Here is a 23,311-nt window from a genome sequence, read left to right on the forward strand (position 1 = left end):
GCGACTTGAGCGTCTCGCTACGCTTTTCTTCCGTCGCGAATTTGAGAGAAATAAGCATCGGTACCGACTTGCCCGCCCTTCAGCGCGATCTGCAGCCCGTTGGTTGGCGCATAGCCGCCATGGGCAAGGCAAAGTGGCGATCCCGGCGTTTGGGGCAGGGGCAGCAGCGTTGTCAGTGCCTCGACGCGCAGCTCCTTCAGAGCATGGCTCGACGTGTCGCCGCCGGCGATGACCGCGCGAGGGAGCCTCTCTTCCTCGACGATGCGGCGCAGAATGATGCCGAGAGCCTGTCCGAGCCGATGCCGGGCGCCGGGAACGCGGTCGATATCGCCTCCACGATCGGCCGAGGGACCGAGCGCCGTATGCAGGATGACGCTGCGGCCCGCCTTCAAGCTGGCGATGCCGGTGTTAATCGCATCTTCAATCGCGCGATCGGCGCTTTCACCGACCAGTGCGAGGGGATCGACATCGACGCCGTCGAAGTTGTCGGCCATAGCGCGTCGTATCTGTCGTTCGGTCGTCGGGGAAACGCTACCGGACACCACCGCGAGGCGTCCAACCTTTCCCGGCAAGGCAAAATCCGGTCGTTCGCCGATCAGACCTTTGTCGCGCCATGCATTGAGTAGCGCATATTCCACGCCGGAGGAGCCGGCGACGAAGAAGCCGTTGTCAGCCTTCAGACGCCAAAGCTGCTTTCCCGCAGCGGCCTGCGTTTCTTGACTATCGACATCCATGAACAGAATGCCGGAAGCCTTGGCGGCGCATGCGTCAAGCTGCTGGTCGGCATCATCAGCCGATAGAGACACCAGATCGGCGAGGCTAACGGGCAGGGATGTCTGTTTGCCGAGGTGTAGCGCCAGATCGGCTTCATCCATCGGCGTGACCGGATGGCGGCTCATCACCGGATGGCGGTCGATGCGGAAGACCTGGCCCTGATAGGCCGCAAAAAGGTGGCCGAAGGCGGTGTAACGCTTGAGCTGCGGCGCGCCCACCACCACCGGCACGAAGGGCTGCTCAAACAGCTCCTTGCCGATCTCGATTGCCTTGCCGATATTGCCGATCCGCGGGCTGGAATCGAAGGTGGAGCAAACCTTGTAATGACAGATCGCCGCCCCAAGGTCCTTCAGCCATTCGAATGTTGGGGTGAGATGCCGCTGCATCCATTCCGGGGTTTCGCTGCGGCTTGTGCCCGCGATGCCGATCGCCCGGCATTCCTTGAAGCGATCCAACATCTCTGTGCTGGGAATGCCCAGGAAGAGCACAGTCGGAACGCCGTTCGATGCCAGGGCTTCCATCACGTCGGTGGAGCCGGTGAAATCATCGCCGTAATAGCTGAGAAGAAGATCGTCCATAGTCCCTATGCACCCTTGCCGTCACTGAACTTTGCAATTGATGCGGCGAGCTCCGGGTGGTCCTTGGCATAGTCTTCGAGCGGGATATCGGCGACGGCCGCCTCCCAGGCCTGCTGGACCGCGCGCACACCGGCCGCCGGTCCGGACGGATGGCTGACTATGCCGCCGCCGCAGAGATAGAGCAGATCCGTGGTCCGTCCGGTTCGCTGATAGGTTTCCGGTGCCTGACCACCCCACTGGCCGGAACCGGCGACGGGAAGGGGACAATCGGATGGATCGAACAGCGGTGTGCTGACGGCCTTGAAGGACTCGACGAAACTTTCGTCCGGTTCCCAATATTTGACGCGGATGCCGTTGATCTGGAACTGATCGACGCCGAGCAGCCGCCAGAATTGCTGATAGACCTTAAAATCCATACCGGCGCCCGGATGGCGCGTCAGCACGTCCCAGCCGTTGCGATGGGCATGCAGCACCAGGCCCGAGCGCTTGCGAAGGAAGCTCATGCCGCCGAAGCCGATGGAATTGATGTTGACGACGGCGCAATTGCCGCCGGCCTTCAGCACGAGATCATGGTTGCGCATCATCTCATCGGGATCGGCATGCGAAATGCCGAAGGCATACATCACCTTCTTGCCGGTCTTTTGCTCGTGATCAAGGATCAGCGGCATGATTGCCTCGACACGCTCCTTGAGGGGCGAGTAGGCGGGACTCATGAGCTTTTCGTCGTCCTTGATGAAATCGACGCCGGAGCTGATGAGTTCGCCGACCAGTTCGGCTGTCTCGATAGGACGAAGGCCGAGCGCTGGCTTGACGATCGTGCCGATGATCGGGCGTCCCTCGACCCCGGTCAGGCGCTTGCTGCCGGCAACACCGAATTGCGGGCCGGGATGAGCACTGCCAAAAGCCTCCGGCAGCTTCATGTCGGCGATGCGGATGCCCGTCATGCCCTTGATCGAAAAGACGCCACCGATCGCGATTGTCATCAGAGCCGAGAGGTCGGTACCGATTGCATCGAGCGGAAAGGCGATATCGACATCGGCGCGGCGAAGCGGGCCATGAGCCTCGGCGACCTCAGGCCAGGTCGGTCGGTCGGCATCCTCAAGCTGGCGGATGCTCAGGACCCTGGCCGCCACCCGCGACTTCAACTCTTCCGTCTCGCCGGGAACCGGCACGAACGTGCCCGTCGACTGGTCGCTGGCGATCTTGTCGGCCATCGCCTCGATGCTGCCGGGCGTTTCGATGCGATAGGTGATGGTTATGCTCATGAAGTGCCGGCTGCTCCTCTCGCCAACGATTTTGTCGTGGCGTCAACTTGTGATGTGGTATAATGAGTATTCCAACTTGTGCAACGATTTTTTTGTTCAGGAGCGGTTAGCCGTTCTGAACGGGCTTTCTTGACGCTATCTGACATTGCATAAGAGAGGAAAGCCTTGAGCCAGCGAGATGTCATGAGCCAACCAATCGAACAGATCGTCCGTCGAAAGCTGTCTGACGAAGTATTCGACCGGCTAGAGCGGTTGATTACTTCGGGAGAACTCAAACCGGGCGATGAAATGCCATCGGAGCGCGTGCTCATGGAGCGCTTCGGCGTCGGACGCCCGGCGATCCGCGAGGCGATGCAGTCCCTCGCCAATATGGGTTTGGTGAACATCTCTCATGGTGAACGGGCGAAGGTCCTTCAGCTCACCGCGAAATCGATTTTCCAACAGGTGGATCTGACCGCGAAGATCATGCTGTCCCAATCTTCGGACTCTCTCGAGCATCTGAAGAGCGCGCGTATATTCTTCGAACGCGGCATGGCGCGCGAGGCTGCTCAGCGCGCGACTGAAAAAGACATCACGGATCTCAAGGATATCATCGAACGCCAGCGCCAGTCCCTGGGACATGCCGAAGAGTTTATTTCGGCTGACATGCAGTTTCACACGCGGATCGCGCAGATTTCCGGAAACCCGATCTTTGCTGCCGTCAGCGAGGCGATGCTCGCCTGGCTCAAGACCTATCATACCGAGATGCTCATCTGGACGGGCAAGGAGAAATTCACGCTCGTCGAGCACGAGGAGATATTGGAGCAGCTTTCCGCTCAAAATGCCGACGGCGCCGAAGCGGCGGTGATGAAGCACCTGGAGAGGTCGCGGGCACTTTACAGCAAATAACGAGTGCTTCTTCCTTTCGCGCTGCGCCCTTGTCCGACGCTCGTTTTTCAGCGCCGGTTCATTTTCATATCATACCTCGTGAGTCCGGCTGCCCAGACATCGGAGAAAGAGGCGTGTGATGGTTAGATTCATTCATCGGAACATGGCGCTCGTCGTGGCGCCGATCATGACGGCAATTGCCATCGTGTCGTACAATGTGCTGAGCCTTTTGATGAGGCATCACCACACAGCAAAGCATGACATCGACCACGTTGTCGGCGCACTCTTTGTCTTTGGCGCCTTCTACGCCGTGATTCGTTACATGCAGGCTTTGCCTGACGAAGACGAATAGAATTCAAAAGATCACCGGAGCGGGGCCTCATCACAATCGGCTGAAGCTGTTGCCCGATCTTCGGCTTCCATTCCAGCATGAGGTTGGGGCAGATATGCCATGGATGCAGCCCCAGTGATTATCAACGGTGCTGACTTGCAGCATGGACTGTCGCACCGTTCAGCCCGCGCGGCCTGAACGAAGAATCGAGGATGTTGATACGTGGCTGATGTTTGTACGCAAGGTGTGGATACGGGTTTTGTTGCCCTGGGCTATGCCAAGATCGCGCTGCTTGGCGTTGTGCAGGGTCTGACCGAGCTGCTGCCGGTTTCCTCAACCGCCCATATGCGGCTTGTCCCGGCCCTGCTCGGTTGGCAGGACCCTGGCTCGGCATTCTCGGCGGCGATGCAGCTGGCGGCGCTTGCCGCGATCATCTCCTATTTCTGGAGCGACGTTCGCTACGTCACCTTTGGATCGGTCGACGCGATCCGGCAGAGGGATTGGCGTTCGCCCGCGATACGGCTTGCTATTGCCATTATCATCGCGACGATCCCGATCGGTATCGCCGGCTTGCTGCTGTCGTCGTCCCTGAACGCTTGCGGCACCTCGCTTCGCAGCCTCTGGGTTATCGGCATCGCCTGCCTCGTCATGGGCCTTCTCTTGGCGGCAGCGGAACTTTACAGCCGGCACAGAAAAGATATGGAGCAAATGACCCTCCTCGATGCGCTGTTTGTCGGCGTCACCCAGGTCGGAGCCCTCATCCCCGGCGTATCGCGGTCGGGCTCGACGCTGACCGGAGCGCTGTTCCTTGGCCTGAAGCGCGACGAGGCCGCCCGGTTCTCCTTTCTCCTTGGACTGCCGGCAATCGCCTTGGCCGGTCTGAAAGAACTGCTGACACTGTATAAGGCGCATATTCCGATGGAGGCATGGTCGGTGCTGATCGTCGGGCTGATCGTCGGCTGCATCTCTTCCTTCGTGGCGATCTGGGGACTGATGCGCTTCCTGGAGCGGTTCTCCACCTGGCCCTTCGTGATCTATCGCGTCGTGCTGGGCTTAGTCATTCTCTTTGGCGTGGTTGCCTTGGGTTGGAGCTAGGCGGTCTTTTTTGCGCTGTTCGATCTATCCATCACCTGCTATGTGCCCGCACAGACGAGACATAGCGACGGGACCAGGACGATGGAAGTAAGAGACAGCAACGGAACATTACTCGTGGACGGCGACAATGTGACCCTGATCAAGGATCTGAAGGTCAAGGGGACGTCCGTGACCTTGAAGCGCGGGACGCTGATCAAGGGCATTCGGCTGACCGGCAACGAGGATGAGATTGAATGCCGGGCTGAAAAGATCAAGGACCTGGTTCTCAGGACCGAGTTTCTGAAGAAGGCCTGATGTGGCGTCATTGCCGTTTTCATAGAAACGGCAATGACTTGCAGATGACGCTATCCGAAGACCAACCCGCCATCCACGATAAGGTTCTGGCCGGTGACTGCCCGTGCCCAAGGGCTTGCGAAGAAGAGCACGGCATCCGCGGCCTCTTCTGGCGTCGTCACGCGGCGGAGCGGCGTATTTGCGGCAATAAGATCGAATACGGCTTCCGGCGTGGCGCTGCTGGCATCGGTGGTGCGAAGCAGGCCGCCTGATACCATGTTGACCGTGATGCCCTGCGGCCCAAGTTCGGCGGCGGCCGTTCGTGTCAGCGAGAGCAGGGCGGCCTTGGCGGCTGTGTAATCATGATAGGGAACGACCGGGTTCTGGAAGAGGTTCGTGCCGATGGTGACGATCCGCCCGAAGCCAGCTTTTGCCATCGAGGGCCGTGCCGCCTGGATGAGATTGAGCGCGCCTTGCAGGGCTGTGTCTAGCTTGGCGCTCATTGCCTTCCAGCTCAATTCGTCGAGCTTCGAACGGGCATCGCCGTTGAAGCTGAAATCGGCCAGTGCATTGTGCGCGATCGTCGTCGGTGCGCCGAAATGCGCAGTGACGTCCTCAATAAGCCTTTTCGTTTCGTCCAGACTGCGGACATCCGCCTGGAACGCTTGGGCATGGTCGCCGATCCGGCTGGCAAGCGCCTCGGCGGATTCGCGGCTGGCGCGATAATTGATGGCGACCTTTGCACCTTCGCGGGCAAAGGCAGCCGCGATCGCCGCGCCGAAGCCACGGCCGGCGCCGGAGACAATGACGATTTGCTGGTTAAGAGGCAGACTCATTTCGACTGTCCTTCTGTGGCTGGCCATAGTTCATGAAAGTGCTGAATCGGCCCATGACCACTGCCGACCGAGAGCGTCCCGGCCGCGGCAACCGCGCCGGCGAGGTAATGCTTGGCGATGGCGACGGCTTCTGTCAGCGTCGCGCCCTTGGCGATCTCCGCGGCCAGGGCGCTGGACAAGGTGCAGCCGGTTCCATGTGTATTCTTGGTCGGAACGCGGCTGGCTTCGAACCATGTCAGGCCCTCCGGACTTGCCAGCACATCCGGGCTTTCGTCGCCGTCGAGATGCCCGCCCTTGATCAGAACGGCGAGCGGCCCGAGTTTCGCCAGCGCCTGTGCCTGCCGCGCCATTGTCTCTCGGTTGTCGGCGACAGGTTCGTGCAGCAGGGCCGCCGCCTCCGGCAAGTTGGGCGTCAGCAGTGTCGCGAGCGGAAGAAGCCGCTGGGTCAGGACATCAACAGCGTCGGCGGCGAGCAGCGCCGCACCGCCCTTGGCGATCATCACCGGATCGAGAATGATCGGAACGTCTCGATGCGGGGCGAGCGCGTCGGCGACGGCTTCCGCGATGGCAGCGTTGGCGATCATGCCGATCTTGACAGCATCAACGCGAACATCGGCGAAGATCGCCTCGATCTGATCGGCGACGAATTGCGGCGGTACGGGATGGACGCCGGAAACACCTTGCGTATTCTGGGCCGTCAACGCGGTCAGCACCGCCATCCCATAGACACCTCGCGCCGAAAATGCCTTCAGGTCGGCCTGGATACCGGCGCCGCCGGAGGGGTCGGAACCGGCGATAGAGAGTACGCTGCGGATCATTGGCGTGCCTCCCTGATAGCTCTCGCGATTTCGGCGGCTGCGGCCTGCGGGTCCTGTGTGCCGCAAATGGCGGAAACAACGGCGATGCCGTCAGCACCTGCCAAGAGGGCGTCAGCCGCATGCACGGCCTTCAAGCCGCCAATCGCAACGGACGGAACGGGGCAGAGTTCGATCATGCGCGCGAGGCCAGCAAAGCCGATCGGTTGCTTGTGGTCAGGCTTTGTCGGCGTCGCGAAGACCGGCCCGATCCCGGCGTAGTCAACGAGGGCGGGGTCAATGGCGGCAGCAAGTGCCTCGGTTTCCACCGAGAGGCCGAGGATCATTTCCGGGCCGATCAGGCGGCGGGCGGTGCGGGCGTCCATATCATCCTGGCCAATATGCAAGCCGTCGGCTGCGATCGCGATTGCCGCCTCGACATTGTCATTGACGATAAGGCGCGCGCTCGTGCCCGCCAGCGCCTGCTTCAGCGCGAGGCCGGTTTCGATCATGCTTGCGGTCGAAGCGTGCTTGTCGCGCAGTTGCACGACGGTTGCGCCGCCGGCGACTGCGGCGCGGGCGGTTTCCACCATGCCGATACCGGCGCAGAGCACCGGATCGAGGACGAGGTAAAGGGAGAGATCGAAGTGCTTCATAGCGAGATGCCCCTTGCTTCGTTGTCGATCGCTTTCTCATCGAGCGCGGCCAGCGCATCGAGAAAGCGCCATGAAAACGAACCGGGTCCGTCAGCGTCGCGGCCCGCGCGTTCGCCCGCCACGGCGAAGACGGCCAGCGCCGCGACCGCGGCATCAAGCGGCTGATCCGGTCTTGTCGCCGCGAAGGCGCCAATGAGGCACGTCAGCGCGCAGCCGAGTGCGGTCACTTGCGGCATGAGCGGGGAACCGCCCTCTATTCGGCTGGCCTTGTTTCCGTCGGTAACGAAATCCGTGACACCGGTGACCGCAACAACCGAGCGATGTTTTTGGGCGAGCAGACCGGCTGCTTCCTCTGCCAGTTCGACGGGATCACGGCTGTCGACGCCCTGGCCTCGGCTGGTGCCGCCGGCAAGTGCTATGATTTCCGAGGCATTGCCGCGGATGATCGTCGGCCGCAGTTCCAGCAACTGAGCGACCGCCCTGCGCCTGAAGGAGGTGGCATAGTGCGCCACGGGGTCGAGAACCCAGGGCTTGCCGGCCTTATTTGCCGCCTGGGCGGCAGATGCCATGCCGGCCAGCCAGCCGCCGGAGAGCGTGCCGATATTGATCGTCAACGCGCCGGAGATCGCGGCAAACTCGCCGGCCTCTTCCTCGGCATGCACCATCGCGGGAGAAGCGCCGGCGGCGAGCATCACGTTGGCGGCGATGTTCATCGCGACGAAGTTGGTGATGCATTGCACCAGCGGAGGATTTGCCCGCATGGCTGTCAACAGGCTGCCTGGAGTGGTGTGGTTTTGCATGTCGCGCCTTTCAGGTGGGGCGAGACGCAAAGGGGACGCGACGCAACATGCCGGGACCCCGAGCGACTCCCTCCGCCAGCATGATCTGGTTCAGGTTCGAAGGGTGCTTCTCAGCCCGTCATCGACGGACGCCCCTGTCTCTCAATCGATATCTTTTTCGCAGAGAAAGACTGATCTGTCACCAGCAAATCGCAGATCGGCCCACGGTCGAGGGGAGGCCGAACGGACCGACTGTCCCTCATATGCCCCGCAACCCATGCGCCGTTTGCATGGGTGCACTGAAGTCTTGTCTATACAATCAACGAGGGTTTCGCACTATATCACTCTCATCGAAGCGGATGGAGCGCCAAGCACGGCAGCTCAGCTTCGAATACCCTAGGAAAGGGGATCATCATGAACGTAGCACGCTCTTTTAATAACTGGCTCAAGTATCGTCAGACGGTCGCCGAACTGGGCCGTATGTCCACGCGCGAACTGCATGACCTCGGTATCGGCCGCAGCGAAATCCGCAACGTCGCCCGTGCGGCCGTTGTTCGCTAACAGCGCAAACCGCTGATCTACAGTCAAAATTCTGCCAGCGCCTGCTTCTTCCCGAGCGGGCGCTTTTATTTTGCCCGCTCAGCGGGCAGAGCTCGGCCTTCTCGGGTAAAGGGCTTGCTCGCCAATAGCCTCCCGCTTTTCGCATAACGCATAGCTGCCCTGCAAATAAATGCCTATGAAGTAAGCAGATCTAGTGTATAGTCATATTTATCGAAGTGATGCACCTCCTCCCGCAGAGCTTCGATGATGCGGGCGCCCTTATCCTCCTCCCAAGGTCGCCTGCGGGAACGGCAGCACTCCTCCTCCCAGCTGCTGTTCGGTTCTTTTCGAAAAGCCTGCCGCACCTCCTCCCGCGGCAGGCTTTTTCGTTTTGGGTCGAGCCGAACTCCCCTCGACTGCCTAGTCTGAAGGCCAGTCAGATCGTGACGCGCAAATCCTGACATCAATATGATCCTACCCTCTCGCAAAATTTGATCACGCCCCCTATGTGCGGAATAGAGAACGCGCTAGATCGGTCGGTACGTCGCAATTGTATCCGCCGAAAATCAGGAGTTTGAGCATGACCGATTCTGCCGAATACACGCCGCCGAAGATCTGGGTCTGGAACAAGGCGAACGGAGGCCAGTTTGCCAATATCAACCGTCCGATCGCCGGGCCGACGCACGAGAAGGAATTGCCGGTCGGCCGCCACCCCCTGCAGCTCTATTCGCTGGGAACGCCGAACGGGGTGAAGGTCACGATCTTGCTCGAGGAGTTGCTGGCTCTCGGCCACAGCGGCGCCGAGTATGATGCCTGGCTGATCAAGATCGGCGACGGCGACCAGTTCGGAAGCGGTTTCGTCGACGTCAATCCTAACTCCAAGATTCCGGCGCTGCTGGATCGTAGCGGCCCGACCCCGATCCGGGTCTTCGAATCCGGTTCAATCCTGACCTATCTCGCCGAAAAATTCGGGGCGTTCCTGCCGACCGAACAGCCGGCGCGCGCCGAATGCCTGTCCTGGCTGTTCTGGCAGATGGGAAGTGCTCCTTATCTCGGCGGCGGCTTTGGCCACTTCTATGCCTATGCGCCAACGAAGATCGAATATGCGATCGACCGCTTCGCCATGGAAGTGAAGCGCGAGCTCGACGTTCTCGACCGCCGTCTCGCCGAAAGCGAATATCTGGGTGGAAAGGACTATACGATCGCCGATATCGCCGTCTGGCCCTGGTATGGCGGCCTGGTGAAGGGCTGGCAGTATGGCGCCGCCGAGTTCCTTCAGGTGCAGGATTACAAAAATGTCCAGCGTTGGGCGGAAACGATCTTTGCACGGCCGGCCGTGAAGCGCGGTCGCAAGGTCAATCGCCTGTCTGGCGATCCCGCCGACCAATTGCATGAGCGCCACGACGCCAGCGATTTCGACACCAAGACCCAGGACAAGCTTACGGCCGCTGGCTAAGCAACCTACTCATTCGTGCTAGAGCCCGTCGCCATCATGGCGGCGGGCTTTTCGTATCCGCCGAGGCCTATCCGATCGGCACGTCAGCCTCGCTCCATCTTGTTTGGCCTAATGTCTCATGGACATTGATGCGCTCATCCGACGTGCGTCGACGAAAGACCGCAAGGGGAATGCCGCGCATGCAAAAGAGTTTTGACGATCGCGTCTCCGGCCCCGCCTTGAGCAGCCAGTTAGACAATGATCGTGATGCGCTTCTCGCTTGCCTGGTTTCCGGCGGAGACGAAAGGCTGGATTGTGAACCTGTCACTGGCCTCAACATGTATGGCCACGGCCCATCGCCACGGCCGCTGGACCTGGCCTTCGGTTCTTCGACAGCATCGACCATTTCCGCGCCTGCCTTTACGGCAGTCGGCGCCTATCATGCGGCGCTTCTCCGGGAGATGGAGGCGCATGCCGCCGCAGACATCTATGCGCGGGAGATTGCGAGAGTCCGGAGGGAACTGCTGCGCCTGCTTGGTCTGGACGACGGCTTGGGGCTTTCTAGCGCGGATGCCGTCATGGCCACGTCCGGCACCGATCTTCATCTTTTCGTCGCCGCGCTGCTGGCGCGAGAGAACGAACGAACCTTGATGACCATAACGCTGATGGGCAACGAGACCGGCAGCGGGGTCATGGCCGCCGCCGCCGGCCGGCACTTTATGAGCCGCGTCGGCAATAATTGCCCGGTTGCCAAGGGTGAGGAGCTCAGCCCCGGACAGGCCACACGCAACACCACCGTCGCGGTGCGTAACGCCGATGGCACCTTGCGCCGCGACGACGAGGTCGAAAGTGAGTTGAGGGGCCTGATCGAACTTGCCCGCGCCGCTGGTCTCAGATGCCTTCTGGTCGTGACGGATGTCTCCAAGACCAGTCTGCTGGCGCCGGGTCTGGATACGGTGTTCCGCCTGAAAGCGCGTTTCGGCGCCATGCTCGACATCATGATCGATGCCTGCCAGTTCCGCGTCTCCGCCACCACGATCCGCGCCTATCTCGCCCATGACTTCCTTGTGGCGCTGACGGGATCGAAGTTCCTGGCCGGGCCGGTCTTCAGCGGCGCTCTGTTGTGCCCGCCACGATGGTCGGCTCGCCTGAAACAGCGGCCCTTGCCGGCGGCGCTTGCCGATTATTGCGCGCAAGCGGATTGGCCAGAGGGCTGGGTGGCCAGGGACGGATTGCCGCATCGTGCCAATTTTGGCCTGCTGCTGCGATGGAAGGCTGCGTTGTTCGAACTGGAGCGTTTTCTCAGGGTGCCCGAGGAAAAGGTGGCGGCTGTCCTGTCCGCCTTTGCCGAGGCGGTGCAGGCTCGGTTGGAGCAGGACAGTGCCTTTGAACAGCTCGATACGCGAGCCATGGATCGAAATCGTTTGGGGGATCGGCCGCGCGGATCGCGTTGGGACGAAATCCCGTCGATTTTTTCATTCTACCTCAGCAATCCCTATCGCGGCGGCATCCTGCCGGCGACGGTGACCGCCGCGGTCTATCAGGATCTGGCGGTCGAACAGAGCGACCTTGCGCCGGTGCGCCTTGGCCAGCCTGTGCGCTGCGCCGATTTCGGCGATATGCCGGCAAGCGCCTTGAGAATTTGCCTGAGCGCGCCATTGATCGTGCGCGCTTGCGAGAGCGCGCAAGCGCTGGAGAGCCTGATTGATCAGGCCATGGCGGTGCTGGACCGGACGGCCTTCGTGGCGGCGCAATTGGCACCGCGGACGGATGCAATCCGCGCGTCGAGCGCCTAAGCGGCGGCCCTATGCTCGTCTCTCGCCGTCGTCCAGACCTCGCGTGCCGCATCGACGTTTATCGCCGCGATGGCTATGCCGACGATAAGGTCCGGCCAGGCGGAATGCCAAAGGAACGCCGTCACGAGGCCAGCCGCGATGATGGCGATATTGGCGAGCGCATCGTTGCGGGCGGAGAGAAAGGCGGCGCGGGTCAGGCTGCCACTGTGCTCACGGAAGCGAACCAGCATCATGGCGCAGGAGAGATTGACGACGAGCGCTCCGAGGCCAGTCAAAGATAATGCCAGCGGTTCCGGAGCAACCGGATCCATGAATTTATGCCAGGCGGTCCAGATGGTCGCCAGTCCGGGAATAAGCAGGATTGCGGCAAGCGCCATGCCGATGCGGGCGCGATTGCGAACACTCCAGCCGAGCGCCATCAGGATCAGAAGACTGACCGAGGCGTCTTCCAGGAAATCGACGCTGTCGGCAAAGAGCGCTACAGAACCTATGGATAGTGCTACCGCAAACTCGACGCCGAAATAGCCGAGATTCAGCAGCGCAACACGTTTGACCGTGTTGCGGAGAGCAATGTCAGTCATATTTCCTCCAGTCTCCTCACCGCCAGGCGATCAAAAGCTGCCGAGCGTCCCTTACGCTTATTAGCCGTCAGATATCCGGTTGAACAGATGGGTACATCAAAGATAATCGCTGGCTATCTTTCCGCCTTGCCTAGTCCTCACTGTCAAAGCCGGTAAATTCGCTCCTGACGATGCCGTGGCGCTGAAGCTTGTCGTAGAAGGTCTTGCGCGGGATGCCGAGGGCTTCGATCGTCCGGCGGACATCGCCGCCGTTTTGAGCAAGGGTTTCGCGGATGAGATCGGCCTCGTAGCGTTCGACGCGGATGGGCAGGGGCAGCACTGTATCGACGGCTGGGGCTTCGCCCGGCTTTGAACCTGCCGCTGATTCCAGACCAAGGACGAAGCGTTCCGCGAAGTGCGAAAGCTCGCGAACATTGCCCGGCCAGTCATGGTGGTGCAAATGACGGCGAACGGCGGTGGAGATGGCGGGCACATCGCGCTTGAAACGGCTGGCGGCGCGCTCGGCGAAGTAGCCGAAAAGCAACGGGATGTCGTCACGCCGGTCGCGCAGCGGCGGGATGGAGATTGTAACGACGTTGAGGCGGTAATAAAGGTCCTCGCGAAAGTCGCCGCGCTGGCGCGGATCGCTAAGATCGATCTTGGCGGCGGCGACGACGCGAAGATCGACAGGGCGCACCTCGTTGGTCCCGAGCGGCGTGACTTCCCGCATCTCCAGCACGCGCAGCAACTGCACCTGTATGGCCGGCGGCATGCTTTCGATTTCGTCGAGAAACAACGTGCCGGCGCTTGCATGTTCGATGCGGCCGATGCGCTTCTTCTGCGCGCCCGTGAAGGCGCCGGGCTCGTGGCCAAAAAGCTCGCTTTCGATGACGGTCTCCGGCAGGGCGCCGCAATTGAGCGCGACGAAATTGCCCTTCGCCCGCCGGCTCCAGCGATGCAGCAGGCTCGCGACCACTTCCTTGCCGCTGCCGGTCTCGCCGGTGACCAGCACATCGACGTCGGTATCGGCGATCTGCCGTAGGGTGTGGCGCAGCCGCTCCATCGCGGATGTCTGGCCGATCAGCGGCAAATCGCCCTGCGCCTGTTCGGCGGCAATGCGCAGCGCGCGGTTTTCCAGGACGAGCCGGCGCTTTTCCGCCGCGCGCCGCACGCTTTGCACCAGCCGGTCGGTGGCGAAGGGTTTGGCGATAAAATCATAGGCGCCGTCCTGGATCGCCTTGACGGCCATCGGAATATCGCCATGGCCGGTAACCAGGATGACCGGCAGGTCCGCGTCCCGCGCCTTGATGTGATCGAAGAGCTGCTGCCCATCCATTTGTGGCATGCGGATGTCGGAAACGACGACGCCGGGAAAGTCGGCTTCCAATGCTCCGAGCGCGTCCGGTGCCGCCGAAAAGGCGGAGACGGAAAAGCCGGCAAGCTCAAGCGTCTGCTTCGTCGCTTTCAACAAATCCTTGTCATCGTCGATGAGGAAGACCGGGGACGCGTCGTTCATGAAATCGCCTTGCGCAGATGGATGATGAAACGGGTGCCGCTCCCACCGCTTTCAACCTCGATGCGGCCGCCATAATCGGCGACAATATCCTTAGAGATGACGAGACCAAGGCCGAGGCCCTGTTCCTTCGAGGTGTTGAACGGCGTGAACAGTGAATCAAGGATCGCCGATGGAATGCCGGGGCCGTTGTCGGAGACGGTGACCTCGACGCCCTCGGCTGTTTCCCGCGCAGTGACCTCGACCCTGGGCCGGTCGCGACCCTCCAATGCTTCGAGAGCATTCTGGAAGAGATTGATCAGCACCTGTTCGAGCCGGATGCGCGTGCCGACGACCGTGAGCCCAGCTGGCGGAAGATCGATCGCCAAGGCATCGAGCCGGCCGGCGAAACGGCTTCTGAGCAGGATCACGGCGCCCTCGATGACGCTCCTGAGCTCCACAGGTTTTGGCGCGCTCCGCCCCTTGCGGGCAAAGGCTTTCAGCTCTTCGGTGATCGTGCCGATCCGCTCGGTCAGGGCGGCGATGGAGGTCAGATTTTCCTTTACCGGCGCGATCTGCTTTCGATCCAGAAAGATATGGGCGTTGTCCGCATAGGCGCGGATGGTGGCGACCGGCTGGTTGATTTCGTGAGCGACGCCGGCGGCGACCTGGCCGAGAATGGCCAGACGGTTGGCCTGCACAAGCTCCTGCTGCACGATCTGCAGCTTCGCTTCCGTCGTGCGGTGATCGGAAATTTCCGCCTCCAGCCGGTCGCGGGCTTGGCTCAGATCTTCGGTGCGCTCCAGAACACGCCGTTCCAGCTCCTCGCGTGCCACTCGGCCGACAGCGATCTGCATTGCCGAGACATGGCGGCGCCTTAGCAGGAAGGCGGCGATTGCCAGGATCGGCACCAGCACGGTCAGGGCCAGGAAGCGTGTCTCGCGGACGGCGGAAGCAATCGCCTGATCCGTCGGGATGAGATAATCCAGCCGCCAGGGTGTCGATGGAACCGGTATTGTCAGCCGCAGATATTCCGCTGCACTGCTGCCCGGCAAGACCGCGCGGACGATCGACACCTCCGGGCCAATAGGTTCCGGGCGCGCGATCGGCAAGGGTGCCAGAGGCGCGCCGCCAAATTGCAGGCTCTTACGAATGGCGGCGAGACTGTCGGGTGCCAGTGGCGACGTCGTCATGAATCGCCACGAAGGAATACTGGTGATCAGCACGACGCCGTGTTCGTCGGTGACATAGGCCGGGCGGCCGGCTTCACGCCAATCCGTTTCGAGTTGGTCGAATTCCATCTTGACGACCACGACACCCAGGGCAGAATCGGCAGCGCCGACGCGACGGGAAATATAAAGGCCGGGGCGATTGCTGACCGTGCCGAGCGCGAAATGTTCGGCCGTTCCCGTCTCCATCGCCCGGCGGAAGTAATCGCGGAAGGAATAGTCGTTACCGACGAAGCTCAGCGGTTCACGCCAATTGCTCGATGCAATCGCTATACCGTCCTTGCCGGTAACATAGAGCACCGCGGCGCTGGTGCCGGACACCAGCGTTTCCAGCTTGCGGTCAAGCGTGGTGACGGCATCGTCCCGGCCGGTCGCGAGCGCGTCGCGCACCTGCTGATCTTCGGCCAGGAGAAGCGGCAGGGCGCGGGGGCGCTCAAGGACAGCCCGCAACAGCGCGACCTTGAGATTGGCATCGGTGTGTCCCTGAACCTGCAAAGCTTCGATTGCGGTCATCCGGCCATAGAAGCTTGCGCCGTAGAGAGCGGCGGCGATGATGGCCGCGCAGAAAGCCACAAAGACGAACCAGACACGCCGGGAACGCCGGCCCAGTTGCTCTGGGGTTGTAAATCGTTCCGTGGTCGGCCGCTGCAGCATCCGCACATTGTGCATGATTTCGCGCGCGCTGCAATTCATCTTGTGCGGATTTTCGCACATGCTTGCTGACTTGGTTGGGATTGCCCAGGAAAAGCCATTTTTAAATCAAGACGTTGCCTCGTTCCATGCGATCTGGCACGCACGTTGCAAAGGGTGATCAAACAGTCGGAGGCTGTTGAGGTTTAGTCTTGCCCGGAGGGCCGAGGGATCGGTTGGGCACAACGGAGGACATCATGATTGCTCCCATCGCAGCCGACGCCGGAACGCGCGGCAAACTCCCCTTCTACCGGCACCTCTATGTGCAGGTTCTCACTGCCATCGCCGCCGGCATCCTGCTCGGCCACTACTATCCTCAGCTCGGCACGTCGCTGCAGCCGCTCGGTGATGCCTTCATCAAGCTGGTGCGCATGGTCATTGCGCCGGTCATCTTCCTGACGGTGACGACCGGTATCGCCGGCATGTCGGACCTGAAGAAGTTCGGTCGCGTCGTCGGCAAGGCGTTCATCTACTTCCTGACCTTCTCGACGCTGGCGCTGATCGTCGGTCTTATCGTCTCGAATGTCGTGCAGCCGGGCGCCGGCATGCATATCAATCCGGCAACGCTGGACACGAAGGCGGTCAGCAACTACGCCGCGCAGGCCCATGACGCCTCCGTCGTCGGCTTCCTGATGAACATCATTCCTGACACTATCGTCGGCGCCTTCGCCAAGGGCGATATTCTCCAGGTGTTGTTCTTCTCGGTCGTTTTCGGCATCGCGCTCGGCGCGGTTGGTGATCGCGGCCGCCCGGTGGTCGACTTCCTGCAGGCACTGACCACGCCGATCTTCCGCATGGTCTCGATCCTGATGAAGTTCGCACCGATCGGCGCCTTCGGCGCCATGGCCTTCACCATCGGCAAGTACGGTATTGGCACGATCGCCAACCTGGCTTTCCTGATCGGTACCTTCTATGCCACGTCGCTGTTCTTTGTTCTGGTCGTGCTCGGCGCCGTCGCCCGCTATAACGGCTTCTCGATCCTGGCGCTGATCCGCTACATCAAGGAAGAGCTGCTGCTGGTCCTCGGCACCTCGTCTTCGGAGGCCGCATTGCCTGGCCTGATGAACAAGATGGAACGTGCCGGCTGCAAGCGCTCCGTCGTCGGTCTCGTCATTCCGACGGGCTATTCCTTCAACCTCGACGGCACCAACATCTACATGACCCTGGCGGCGCTCTTCATCGCCCAGGCGACCGATACGTCGCTGTCCCTAGGCGACCAGATCCTGTTGCTGCTGGTGGCGATGCTGAGCTCGAAAGGTGCCGCGGGCATCACCGGCGCCGGCTTCATCACGCTGGCCGCCACGCTCGCCGTCGTGCCTTCGGTTCCGATCGCCGGCATGGCGCTGATCCTCGGCATCGACCGTTTCATGTCGGAATGCCGCGCGCTCACCAACTTCGTCGGGAACGCTGTCGCGACGATCGTTGTTGCGCGCTGGGAGAACGAACTCGACCAGACGAAATTCGCCGCCGCCATGGCCGGGAAACTGACCGGGGAAGTCGAGGCGCCCTCGCTGCAGGCTGCTGAGTAACAATATTATCGGCAATTTGAAGAAACACGAAACGGCCTCCCACTGATGGGAGGCCGTTTCAGTTTTGGCATTCTCCATCATCCGCCCATCGGGAAAGATGGACGAGTATAAACTGTGAATGCAAATATCCGCGACACATCCGGAACCGATCGTCGCTTCGTCTGTTGTGGTAGCAGGCCCTCGGGCGAGGGTGCTGCGATCAGCGGGAAAACGGGCGCCGCCCGATGCTGATCCTGTCAACGATTAGGACACGGCGTCCGCTGATGGAGGAACCAATGAAAGTCCGTGACGCCATGACGCACGATGTGCGCATCACCAACCTCGACGAGACAATCCTGAGCGCCGCGCAGACGATGGCGGATCTTGATGCCGGCATTCTGCCTGTCGCCGATCATGACCGCCTTGTCGGTATGATCACCGATCGCGATATCGCTATCCGTGGCATTGCCATGGGCATGGGTCCGGATGCGAAGGTCCGCGATGTGATGACATCAGACGTCAAATATTGCTTCGATGATCAGGAGATCGACGACGTCTGCCGTAACGTGGGTGATATCCAGGTGCGCCGTCTGCCGGTGCTGGATCACGACAAGCGGCTGGTTGGTATCCTCTCGCTCGGCGATATAGCCGTGGCCCATAAAAACGGGTTCGCCGCGGAGGCGCTGAGCGGCATTTCGCGCCGTGGCGGGGAACATAGCCAGACGGCGTGAACGTCGTTATGCGATGAATAGGCAGATCGCCGGGCGGGGCTCATGCAGTCCGGCGATGAAGAAAATTGTATGCCTGTTCCCAACGCCGCACCCGTCCAATTTGCACGCGTGCAATTGCCGCATGAAACCGCTCAGTCATCAACAGTCTGCGTCATGAAACTGTCATGACAGCGGCTCAGAGCATGATGCTGACAAAAGCAGATTTGAGTGGAATCGCGTGCGGAGCAGGAGAGCGGCGTGTCGCAGAAAGTCTTTGTGAGCGCGCGAGAAGCAGCGGACCATATAGGGATCCCCCGTCCCGTCGTTTCTCGCCCAATCACGCCGGATGCAGGCGAGGCTTTCGATCGGCAGACAAAGTCATCAAGTCGCTCGCAAGGCTTTCTTGCCGAGCTTGCCTCTCATGCGGATGCGCTGTTTCATGGTCCGATCTACGAGCAATATGCTGCGGTCTGTTATCGGAAGCATCCGGAGTTAGATGTGCCCGAAGTGCTTGTCGTCACCAGCCGCGAGAGCGGGCGCTGGATCGTGCCGAAAGGCTGGCCGATAAAAGGCAAGAAGCCGCATGAAGTTGCCGCCATCGAAGCTTTCGAGGAAGCCGGCGTGCGCGGCAAGATCAAGAAGAAGAGGTTCGGCTACTTCACCTATCTGAAGCAGCTTCCCGACGACAGCCGCGTTCCCTGCATCGTGCAGCTACACCTGCTCGAGGTCGAAAAGACGTTTGAGAATTTTCCGGAGCGGGGCCAGCGCCTCAGCGAATGGGTTTCCTTCACCGAGGCGGCCAGCCGTGTGCGCGAACCGGAACTCAAGAGCTTGCTACTGACAGCCGACCGAAAGATGCGGCGGCCGAAGGCGAAAGAGAAGAAGTAGATCCGTCAGCCGGCCTGCGCTCGACCGCTCATTGCCAGTCTGAGCGGGATGCGCGTCGCGGCCACTGCCGGCAATGCACCGCCGATGGCGCCGATGATCAGGGACAGCCAGACCGCCTTCATCACCAGCGGAAGGGACAGCACCAGCTGAAATCCAATCCGCGTGCGGTCAGGGCTTACGGTCGACGCCGTCCAGCCATTGAGGACGAGATAGGAAAAGCCGACGCCAGCCAGGCAGCCGAGGCAGGTCAAGGCCATCGCCTCAATCCATGTCGCGGCAAAGGCCGCGCGCCGGCTGAAGCCGATGGCGCGGACAGTGGCGATCTCCGTACTGCGATCCGACACGGAGCTGAACATGGTCGTCATCGCGCCGACCACGGCGCCGGCAGCCATGGTGATCGTCAGTGGCCAGCCGAGCAGAAGGATCAACTTGGACGTCCGTTCGGCAAGTCCCGCGAAATAATCCTGCTCCGACCGTAGCGTCAGCCCGATCTGCGGCGTAGCGGTCGCTATGGATCGCAGCGTTGACAGTGCCTCCGGTGTAGTGAGCTTGATCCTGACGCTCTGAACCAGATTGGGCCGGTTGAACAGCGTCCGCACCACGCCGATATCCGCCAGCATTTCAGATTCGAAGACGGAGCCGCCGGCATCGAAGATACCGACAACGGTCCATTTCGATGTGCCGAAGGTGAGCTGCGCGCCGATCTCCAGCCCCTCGTAATCAAGGCTCAGCCGCCGACCGACGACAATCTCGCCGGCGCCGGGATTGAACATCCGGCCGCGAACGATGCTGACGTTGGGACGCACGCTCAGACCGAACGGTCCAATGCCGCGCAGCGACAATGTTGAAAGCAATCCGCCGGCCGTCTCCGGCACCTCCACGGGTACGACCATTTCCGGCGACATAATGGAAGCGCCGGTAGCATCGACAGCGATGCCGGTGGAGCCATCGAGATAATGAAGCTGGGAAGGTTCTATCCGGCTGCCGAGTTCCGTCGCTGCTCCCTTGCCAAGGGCAATGGCGATGTCCTTGGAACCAGCTTGCAGCAGCGATGTCTGGAAGCCGTTGGACATCGCCAGAAAACCGAGCAGAACCGTGACGACCATCGCCACGGAAAACACCAGCGACAGGGAAATCCATATCCGCCGGCGGAGCGATTTCAGATTGGACAAAGTGAGGGCCAGGGATTGGCGGAAGATCGTGCTCATGGTCTCATCTTTCTTTCAAAGCCGCGTTTGGCGGCACCCGCATGGCGTTGAAGGCTGGCGCGACGCCTGTCGCCAGCGCCAGCAGGGCGGCGAGGGCGATCGCCTCGACAATGATCGGGGGCGTGAGCGTCAGGTCCGGCACGATGGTGCGCAGCGGCTCTCGCAGAAACAGGATGGCTGCAAAGGCAAGGCCGAGAGCAAGGCTGAGTCCCACGGCAAACAGAGTGAAGGTTTCAGCGAGTACATTGCCGAGAATGAAGAGCCTGGAGAAGCCGAGGACCTTCAGCACGCCGATTTCCTTCGTCCGTTCGCGGATGGCGAAGAACATGGTGTTGGCGACGATCATCAGGATGGTCACGAAGGCGACGCCAACCACCAGCCCCACGATGGTTGCGACATCGGCGAATTGCGCGATGAAGGCCTTCATGAATTCGGCCTCCGTGCGCGTCCGGGTCTCGTAGGCGGAATTGGCAAATAGGGTGTCGACGGACTTGATGACCTCATCAGTGCAAACGCCCTTTTTTGGCAGGATGCGGAAGCCGGTCACGGTGTCGCGGTCCATGGCGCGCTCTGCGTTGATGTAGTCGTACCGCGCCATCACGAAATGCGTATCGGCGGATTGCTTGCCGTCCAATATGCCGACGATGGTGAATTCGAAGTCGGAGCTGCCATCGGTCTTGACGAAACTCGACGTGTTCAGCGTAATCGTCTGCCCGAGCGTCCAGCCTTCCTGGGAAGCGATGCTGCGGCCCACAATGGCACCGTTGCGGACCTCTCCGAAACGGGCAATGGCGTCCGTGGGAATATCGTATTCATCACCGAGGAAGGCAGCGAAGCTACGCGGTTCCACTGCCGTCAGGCCCAGGAAATTCGTCGGCGTCCGGTAGGTCGCGCGGCTGCGCGCCATGTAGGTCGCCTCAGCGATATCGGGTAGCGTCCGGATCTTGCCGTAGTAGCTGATCGGTAACGGTAGGGCATCGCCGACCTTGTTAGTGACGATCAGCCGTTCCGAATCCACCGCGCCGCCGAGAAAGCCGTGTTCGAAGCTTGTCAGGACGAGATAGATGAAGAAGGCGAGGGCGATGCTTGTGATCAACAGGAGGCTGCGCGTCGGTTTGCGCGCCATGGTGCGGCGAAGGAGAGTGAAGCGGTTCATGGTGCTCACGCGGCCTCCCGTTCGACGAACTGGCCCTTGTCCAGGCGCAGCACGCGCTTGGCGGAGCGTGCTGCCATGTCGTCGTGGGTGACCATGACGATGGTCTTGCCGAGCTCCGCGTTGAGGATGCGCAGCATGGTGAGCACCTCTTCGGCGGAAGAGCGATCGAGATCGCCGGTCGGCTCATCGCAGAGCAACAGTTTCGGATCGCTTGCGAGTGCCCGGGCGATCCCGACTCGTTGTTGCTGGCCGCCCGAAAGCTCCGAGGGCAAATGCTTGCGTCGGTCGGTAAGGCCGACAAGCGACAGGATCGTCTCGACGCGCTCTCGACGCTGGCGTGCGGTCAGGCTGGTCAGCAGCAGAGGAAGCTCGATATTCTGCGCCGCCGTCAGCATTGGCATCAGATTGTAGAACTGAAACACGAAGCCGACATTGACGCCGCGCCATTTTGTCAGCGCGCTTTCGCTCATCCGGCTGATGCGCGCATGTCCGAAATTGATGTCGCCGCCATCGGGACGATCAATGCCGCCGATGAGGTTCAGAAGCGTCGATTTTCCGGAGCCGGACGGGCCGACGATCGCGACGAAATCGCCAGCGCCGATGGTCATGGTCAGATCCGAAAAGATCGTCACGGCGTTCTTGCCGATCCGGTAGTCCTTGCGCACATTGTCGATCACAATCCCATCGTCTGGCGCGGATGTGCTGTTGTCCATCTCAAAGTCCTCCTTCATTTGCGGTTGCCTGTAGTTCTGGAGCGTCCAGAGTGACCTTCGCCGCCATGTTCGGCAGCACGCGCGCGGGCGGCGTCAGGAATTCCAGCCGGGCGGTCACCGTGCCCTTCTGCATTGAGGCTGCCGGCACGATCGTCCGCACACGCATCCTGAATTTTCGGTCGGGAAAGGCGTCGAGAACGGCGACCGCCGTCTGGCCGGGCTCGATCCGCGCGGCATTGGACTGTGCGATATCGACATCGATCGTCAGGGAGTTCGGGTCGAGAAGGATGGCGATCCCGTCTCGTGGCCCGCCGCCATCCGTGCCGGAGGCAACCATATCGCCGAGGCCGACGAGCCGGGTGACGATCACACCGTCGAACGGAGCGACAATCCGGTGGAGCGCGAGATTTCTTTCCTGTTTCTCCACCTGTAGCCCGGCGGTCTCGGCCGCCTGCCGTGCAACATCGAGATCGCTGGTCAACTGCACGACGGAGAGGCTGTCGTCATCAAGGCTGCTCACCGCCTTAGCACCGCGCTCGACAAGCAATTTGGTGCGCTCCAGGGTCTTGCGAGCCTGCGCTAGCGAAACCTCGACCCGGCGTGCCGCAGCGGCTGCGCCTGCGGCCTGGGATCTGGCGATCCTGAGTTCGATCTCGTCCGTTGTCGTATCCAGCTGTGCGATAACTTGCCCGGCGGCGAAATGGTCGCCGACATCCAGCGGCAGAGCGACCACCTTGCCGCCAATCTCCGGCCGCAGGGTGATCATCTTCTCGGCCACGACATAGCCAGAGCCGATCACGGTCTGAGGCGGCGGTGTCTGCGGCAATCGGACGGGGAGCTTGTCTTGCGCTATAGCGTCAGTTTCGCTTGTCGGCCGGGAAATGGCTGCCGTTGTCGTATGCCTCCAGAGGTTCTCGGCAAGGGGAAGCGATATGTAAGCCGCTGTCGCGAGTGCTGCGACCAAACCGATCAGAGCCACCCCACGCATTGGGAATTGGCGGTTCGCGGCTGTATCGGTGAGTGGGGTGCCGTCGCGCTCGATCGACAGCGACCGAAGCCGGTTCGCGATATTCGCTTCTGCATTCATGAGGGGTCTCCAGACGTTGACGGCGTGATTTTCCGCCGCCGGAACGTCTGA

At 61.2% G+C, this 23,311-nt stretch carries 23 protein-coding genes and 1 riboswitch; of the genes, 10 read left to right on the top strand and 13 right to left on the bottom strand.

The genetic code is table 11. The annotated features are described in order from the left end of the window. Window positions 1–17 precede the first annotated feature (17 nt). A complete protein-coding gene (locus EX00_RS00220; protein WP_047452971.1) occupies window positions 18–1,352 on the bottom strand; it encodes a four-carbon acid sugar kinase family protein in 1,335 nt (444 codons plus the stop codon). A 5-nt stretch (window positions 1,353–1,357) separates the two neighbouring features. Next, window positions 1,358–2,617, bottom strand: a complete 1,260-nt coding sequence (gene oiaX, locus EX00_RS00225; RefSeq protein ID WP_047452972.1) for a 3-oxo-isoapionate-4-phosphate decarboxylase OiaX — start codon at window positions 2,615–2,617, stop codon at window positions 1,358–1,360. Window positions 2,618–2,800: 183 nt separating this feature from the next. Between oiaX and EX00_RS00230 the strand changes: the two genes are divergently transcribed. The 4 genes from EX00_RS00230 (at window position 2,801) to EX00_RS00245 (ending at window position 5,204) form a co-directional block, all read left to right on the top strand. After that, on the top strand, window positions 2,801–3,505 hold the full coding sequence (locus tag EX00_RS00230; RefSeq protein ID WP_047452974.1) for a transcriptional regulator NanR: 705 nt from the start codon (window positions 2,801–2,803) through the stop codon (window positions 3,503–3,505). Window positions 3,506–3,623: 118 nt separating this feature from the next. Continuing rightward, on the top strand, window positions 3,624–3,836 hold the full coding sequence (locus EX00_RS00235; RefSeq protein ID WP_047452975.1) for a hypothetical protein: 213 nt from the start codon (window positions 3,624–3,626) through the stop codon (window positions 3,834–3,836). Window positions 3,837–4,037: 201 nt separating this feature from the next. Beyond that, window positions 4,038–4,910, top strand: a complete 873-nt coding sequence (locus tag EX00_RS00240) for an undecaprenyl-diphosphate phosphatase (RefSeq protein WP_047452977.1) — start codon at window positions 4,038–4,040, stop codon at window positions 4,908–4,910. A gap of 81 nt (window positions 4,911–4,991) precedes the next feature. After that, complete coding sequence (locus EX00_RS00245; RefSeq protein WP_047452979.1) at window positions 4,992–5,204, top strand: alkylphosphonate utilization protein; 213 nt, start codon at window positions 4,992–4,994, stop codon at window positions 5,202–5,204. 50 nt (window positions 5,205–5,254) lie between these two features. On the opposite strand, the gene EX00_RS00250 is transcribed toward EX00_RS00245, so the two are convergent. The 4 genes from EX00_RS00250 to thiM are packed head-to-tail and all read right to left on the bottom strand — an operon-like array spanning window position 5,255 to window position 8,269. Beyond that, window positions 5,255–6,019, bottom strand: a complete 765-nt coding sequence (locus EX00_RS00250) for a 3-oxoacyl-ACP reductase (protein WP_047452981.1) — start codon at window positions 6,017–6,019, stop codon at window positions 5,255–5,257. Then, window positions 6,016–6,837, bottom strand: coding sequence for a bifunctional hydroxymethylpyrimidine kinase/phosphomethylpyrimidine kinase (gene thiD / locus EX00_RS00255; RefSeq protein ID WP_047452982.1), 822 nt, complete (start codon window positions 6,835–6,837; stop codon window positions 6,016–6,018). Before thiD ends, EX00_RS00250 begins: the two co-directional genes overlap by 4 nt. Continuing rightward, entirely contained in the window at window positions 6,834–7,469 is a 636-nt protein-coding gene (gene thiE / locus EX00_RS00260; RefSeq protein WP_047452984.1) for a thiamine phosphate synthase, read from the bottom strand. The genes thiD and thiE overlap by 4 nt, the downstream gene beginning before the upstream one ends. Next, a complete protein-coding gene (gene thiM, locus EX00_RS00265; protein ID WP_047452985.1) occupies window positions 7,466–8,269 on the bottom strand; it encodes a hydroxyethylthiazole kinase in 804 nt (267 codons plus the stop codon). Before thiM ends, thiE begins: the two co-directional genes overlap by 4 nt. A gap of 50 nt (window positions 8,270–8,319) precedes the next feature. Further along, window positions 8,320–8,415, bottom strand: a riboswitch (TPP riboswitch). A 247-nt stretch (window positions 8,416–8,662) separates the two neighbouring features. Between thiM and EX00_RS30870 the strand changes: the two genes are divergently transcribed. From EX00_RS30870 to EX00_RS00280, 3 genes are all read left to right on the top strand, one after another. Continuing rightward, complete coding sequence (locus EX00_RS30870; protein ID WP_007697761.1) at window positions 8,663–8,809, top strand: DUF1127 domain-containing protein; 147 nt, start codon at window positions 8,663–8,665, stop codon at window positions 8,807–8,809. A gap of 559 nt (window positions 8,810–9,368) precedes the next feature. Beyond that, complete coding sequence (gene yghU / locus EX00_RS00275; RefSeq protein WP_047452990.1) at window positions 9,369–10,244, top strand: glutathione-dependent disulfide-bond oxidoreductase; 876 nt, start codon at window positions 9,369–9,371, stop codon at window positions 10,242–10,244. A gap of 179 nt (window positions 10,245–10,423) precedes the next feature. After that, window positions 10,424–12,019: a hypothetical protein gene (locus tag EX00_RS00280; protein WP_047453298.1), complete on the top strand. Its 1,596-nt coding sequence runs from the start codon at window positions 10,424–10,426 to the stop codon at window positions 12,017–12,019. Here EX00_RS00280 and EX00_RS00285 read toward each other — a convergent pair. The 3 genes from EX00_RS00285 to EX00_RS00295 all read right to left on the bottom strand — a co-directional run bounded on the left by EX00_RS00285 (window position 12,016) and on the right by EX00_RS00295 (window position 15,969). Further along, a complete protein-coding gene (locus EX00_RS00285; RefSeq protein WP_047452991.1) occupies window positions 12,016–12,600 on the bottom strand; it encodes a cation efflux transmembrane domain-containing protein in 585 nt (194 codons plus the stop codon). The two genes, EX00_RS00280 and EX00_RS00285, sit on opposite strands and share 4 nt — an antisense overlap. Window positions 12,601–12,730: 130 nt before the next feature. Further along, on the bottom strand, window positions 12,731–14,095 hold the full coding sequence (locus EX00_RS00290) for a sigma-54-dependent transcriptional regulator (RefSeq protein WP_047452996.1): 1,365 nt from the start codon (window positions 14,093–14,095) through the stop codon (window positions 12,731–12,733). Beyond that, complete coding sequence (locus EX00_RS00295) at window positions 14,092–15,969, bottom strand: sensor histidine kinase (RefSeq protein ID WP_047453300.1); 1,878 nt, start codon at window positions 15,967–15,969, stop codon at window positions 14,092–14,094. The genes EX00_RS00290 and EX00_RS00295 overlap by 4 nt, the downstream gene beginning before the upstream one ends. A 218-nt stretch (window positions 15,970–16,187) precedes the next feature. On the opposite strand from EX00_RS00295, the gene EX00_RS00300 reads away from it, so the two are divergent. The 3 genes from EX00_RS00300 to EX00_RS00310 all read left to right on the top strand — a co-directional run bounded on the left by EX00_RS00300 (window position 16,188) and on the right by EX00_RS00310 (window position 19,096). Then, on the top strand, window positions 16,188–17,519 hold the full coding sequence (locus tag EX00_RS00300) for a dicarboxylate/amino acid:cation symporter (RefSeq protein WP_047452998.1): 1,332 nt from the start codon (window positions 16,188–16,190) through the stop codon (window positions 17,517–17,519). 275 nt (window positions 17,520–17,794) lie between these two features. Then, window positions 17,795–18,229, top strand: coding sequence for a CBS domain-containing protein (locus EX00_RS00305; RefSeq protein ID WP_047453000.1), 435 nt, complete (start codon window positions 17,795–17,797; stop codon window positions 18,227–18,229). Between the two features lie 237 nt (window positions 18,230–18,466). Next, complete coding sequence (locus EX00_RS00310; protein WP_404944000.1) at window positions 18,467–19,096, top strand: NUDIX hydrolase; 630 nt, start codon at window positions 18,467–18,469, stop codon at window positions 19,094–19,096. A 5-nt stretch (window positions 19,097–19,101) separates the two neighbouring features. On the opposite strand, the gene EX00_RS00315 is transcribed toward EX00_RS00310, so the two are convergent. Genes EX00_RS00315 through EX00_RS00330 form a run of 4 tightly spaced genes read right to left on the bottom strand, consistent with a single transcriptional unit; the run spans window position 19,102 to window position 23,260 of the window. Next, window positions 19,102–20,304, bottom strand: coding sequence for an ABC transporter permease (locus EX00_RS00315; protein ID WP_047453001.1), 1,203 nt, complete (start codon window positions 20,302–20,304; stop codon window positions 19,102–19,104). A gap of 4 nt (window positions 20,305–20,308) precedes the next feature. Beyond that, window positions 20,309–21,460, bottom strand: a complete 1,152-nt coding sequence (locus tag EX00_RS00320; RefSeq protein WP_047453304.1) for an ABC transporter permease — start codon at window positions 21,458–21,460, stop codon at window positions 20,309–20,311. Window positions 21,461–21,465: 5 nt separating this feature from the next. Continuing rightward, window positions 21,466–22,173, bottom strand: coding sequence for an ABC transporter ATP-binding protein (locus EX00_RS00325; protein ID WP_047453002.1), 708 nt, complete (start codon window positions 22,171–22,173; stop codon window positions 21,466–21,468). Between the two features lies 1 nt (window position 22,174). Then, window positions 22,175–23,260: an efflux RND transporter periplasmic adaptor subunit gene (locus EX00_RS00330; protein WP_047453004.1), complete on the bottom strand. Its 1,086-nt coding sequence runs from the start codon at window positions 23,258–23,260 to the stop codon at window positions 22,175–22,177. Window positions 23,261–23,311: the final 51 nt, after the last annotated feature.

It is taken from the genome of Martinezella rhizogenes (genome assembly GCF_000799715.1).
GTDB classification, from domain to species: Bacteria; Pseudomonadota; Alphaproteobacteria; order Rhizobiales; family Rhizobiaceae; genus Rhizobium; species Rhizobium rhizogenes_C.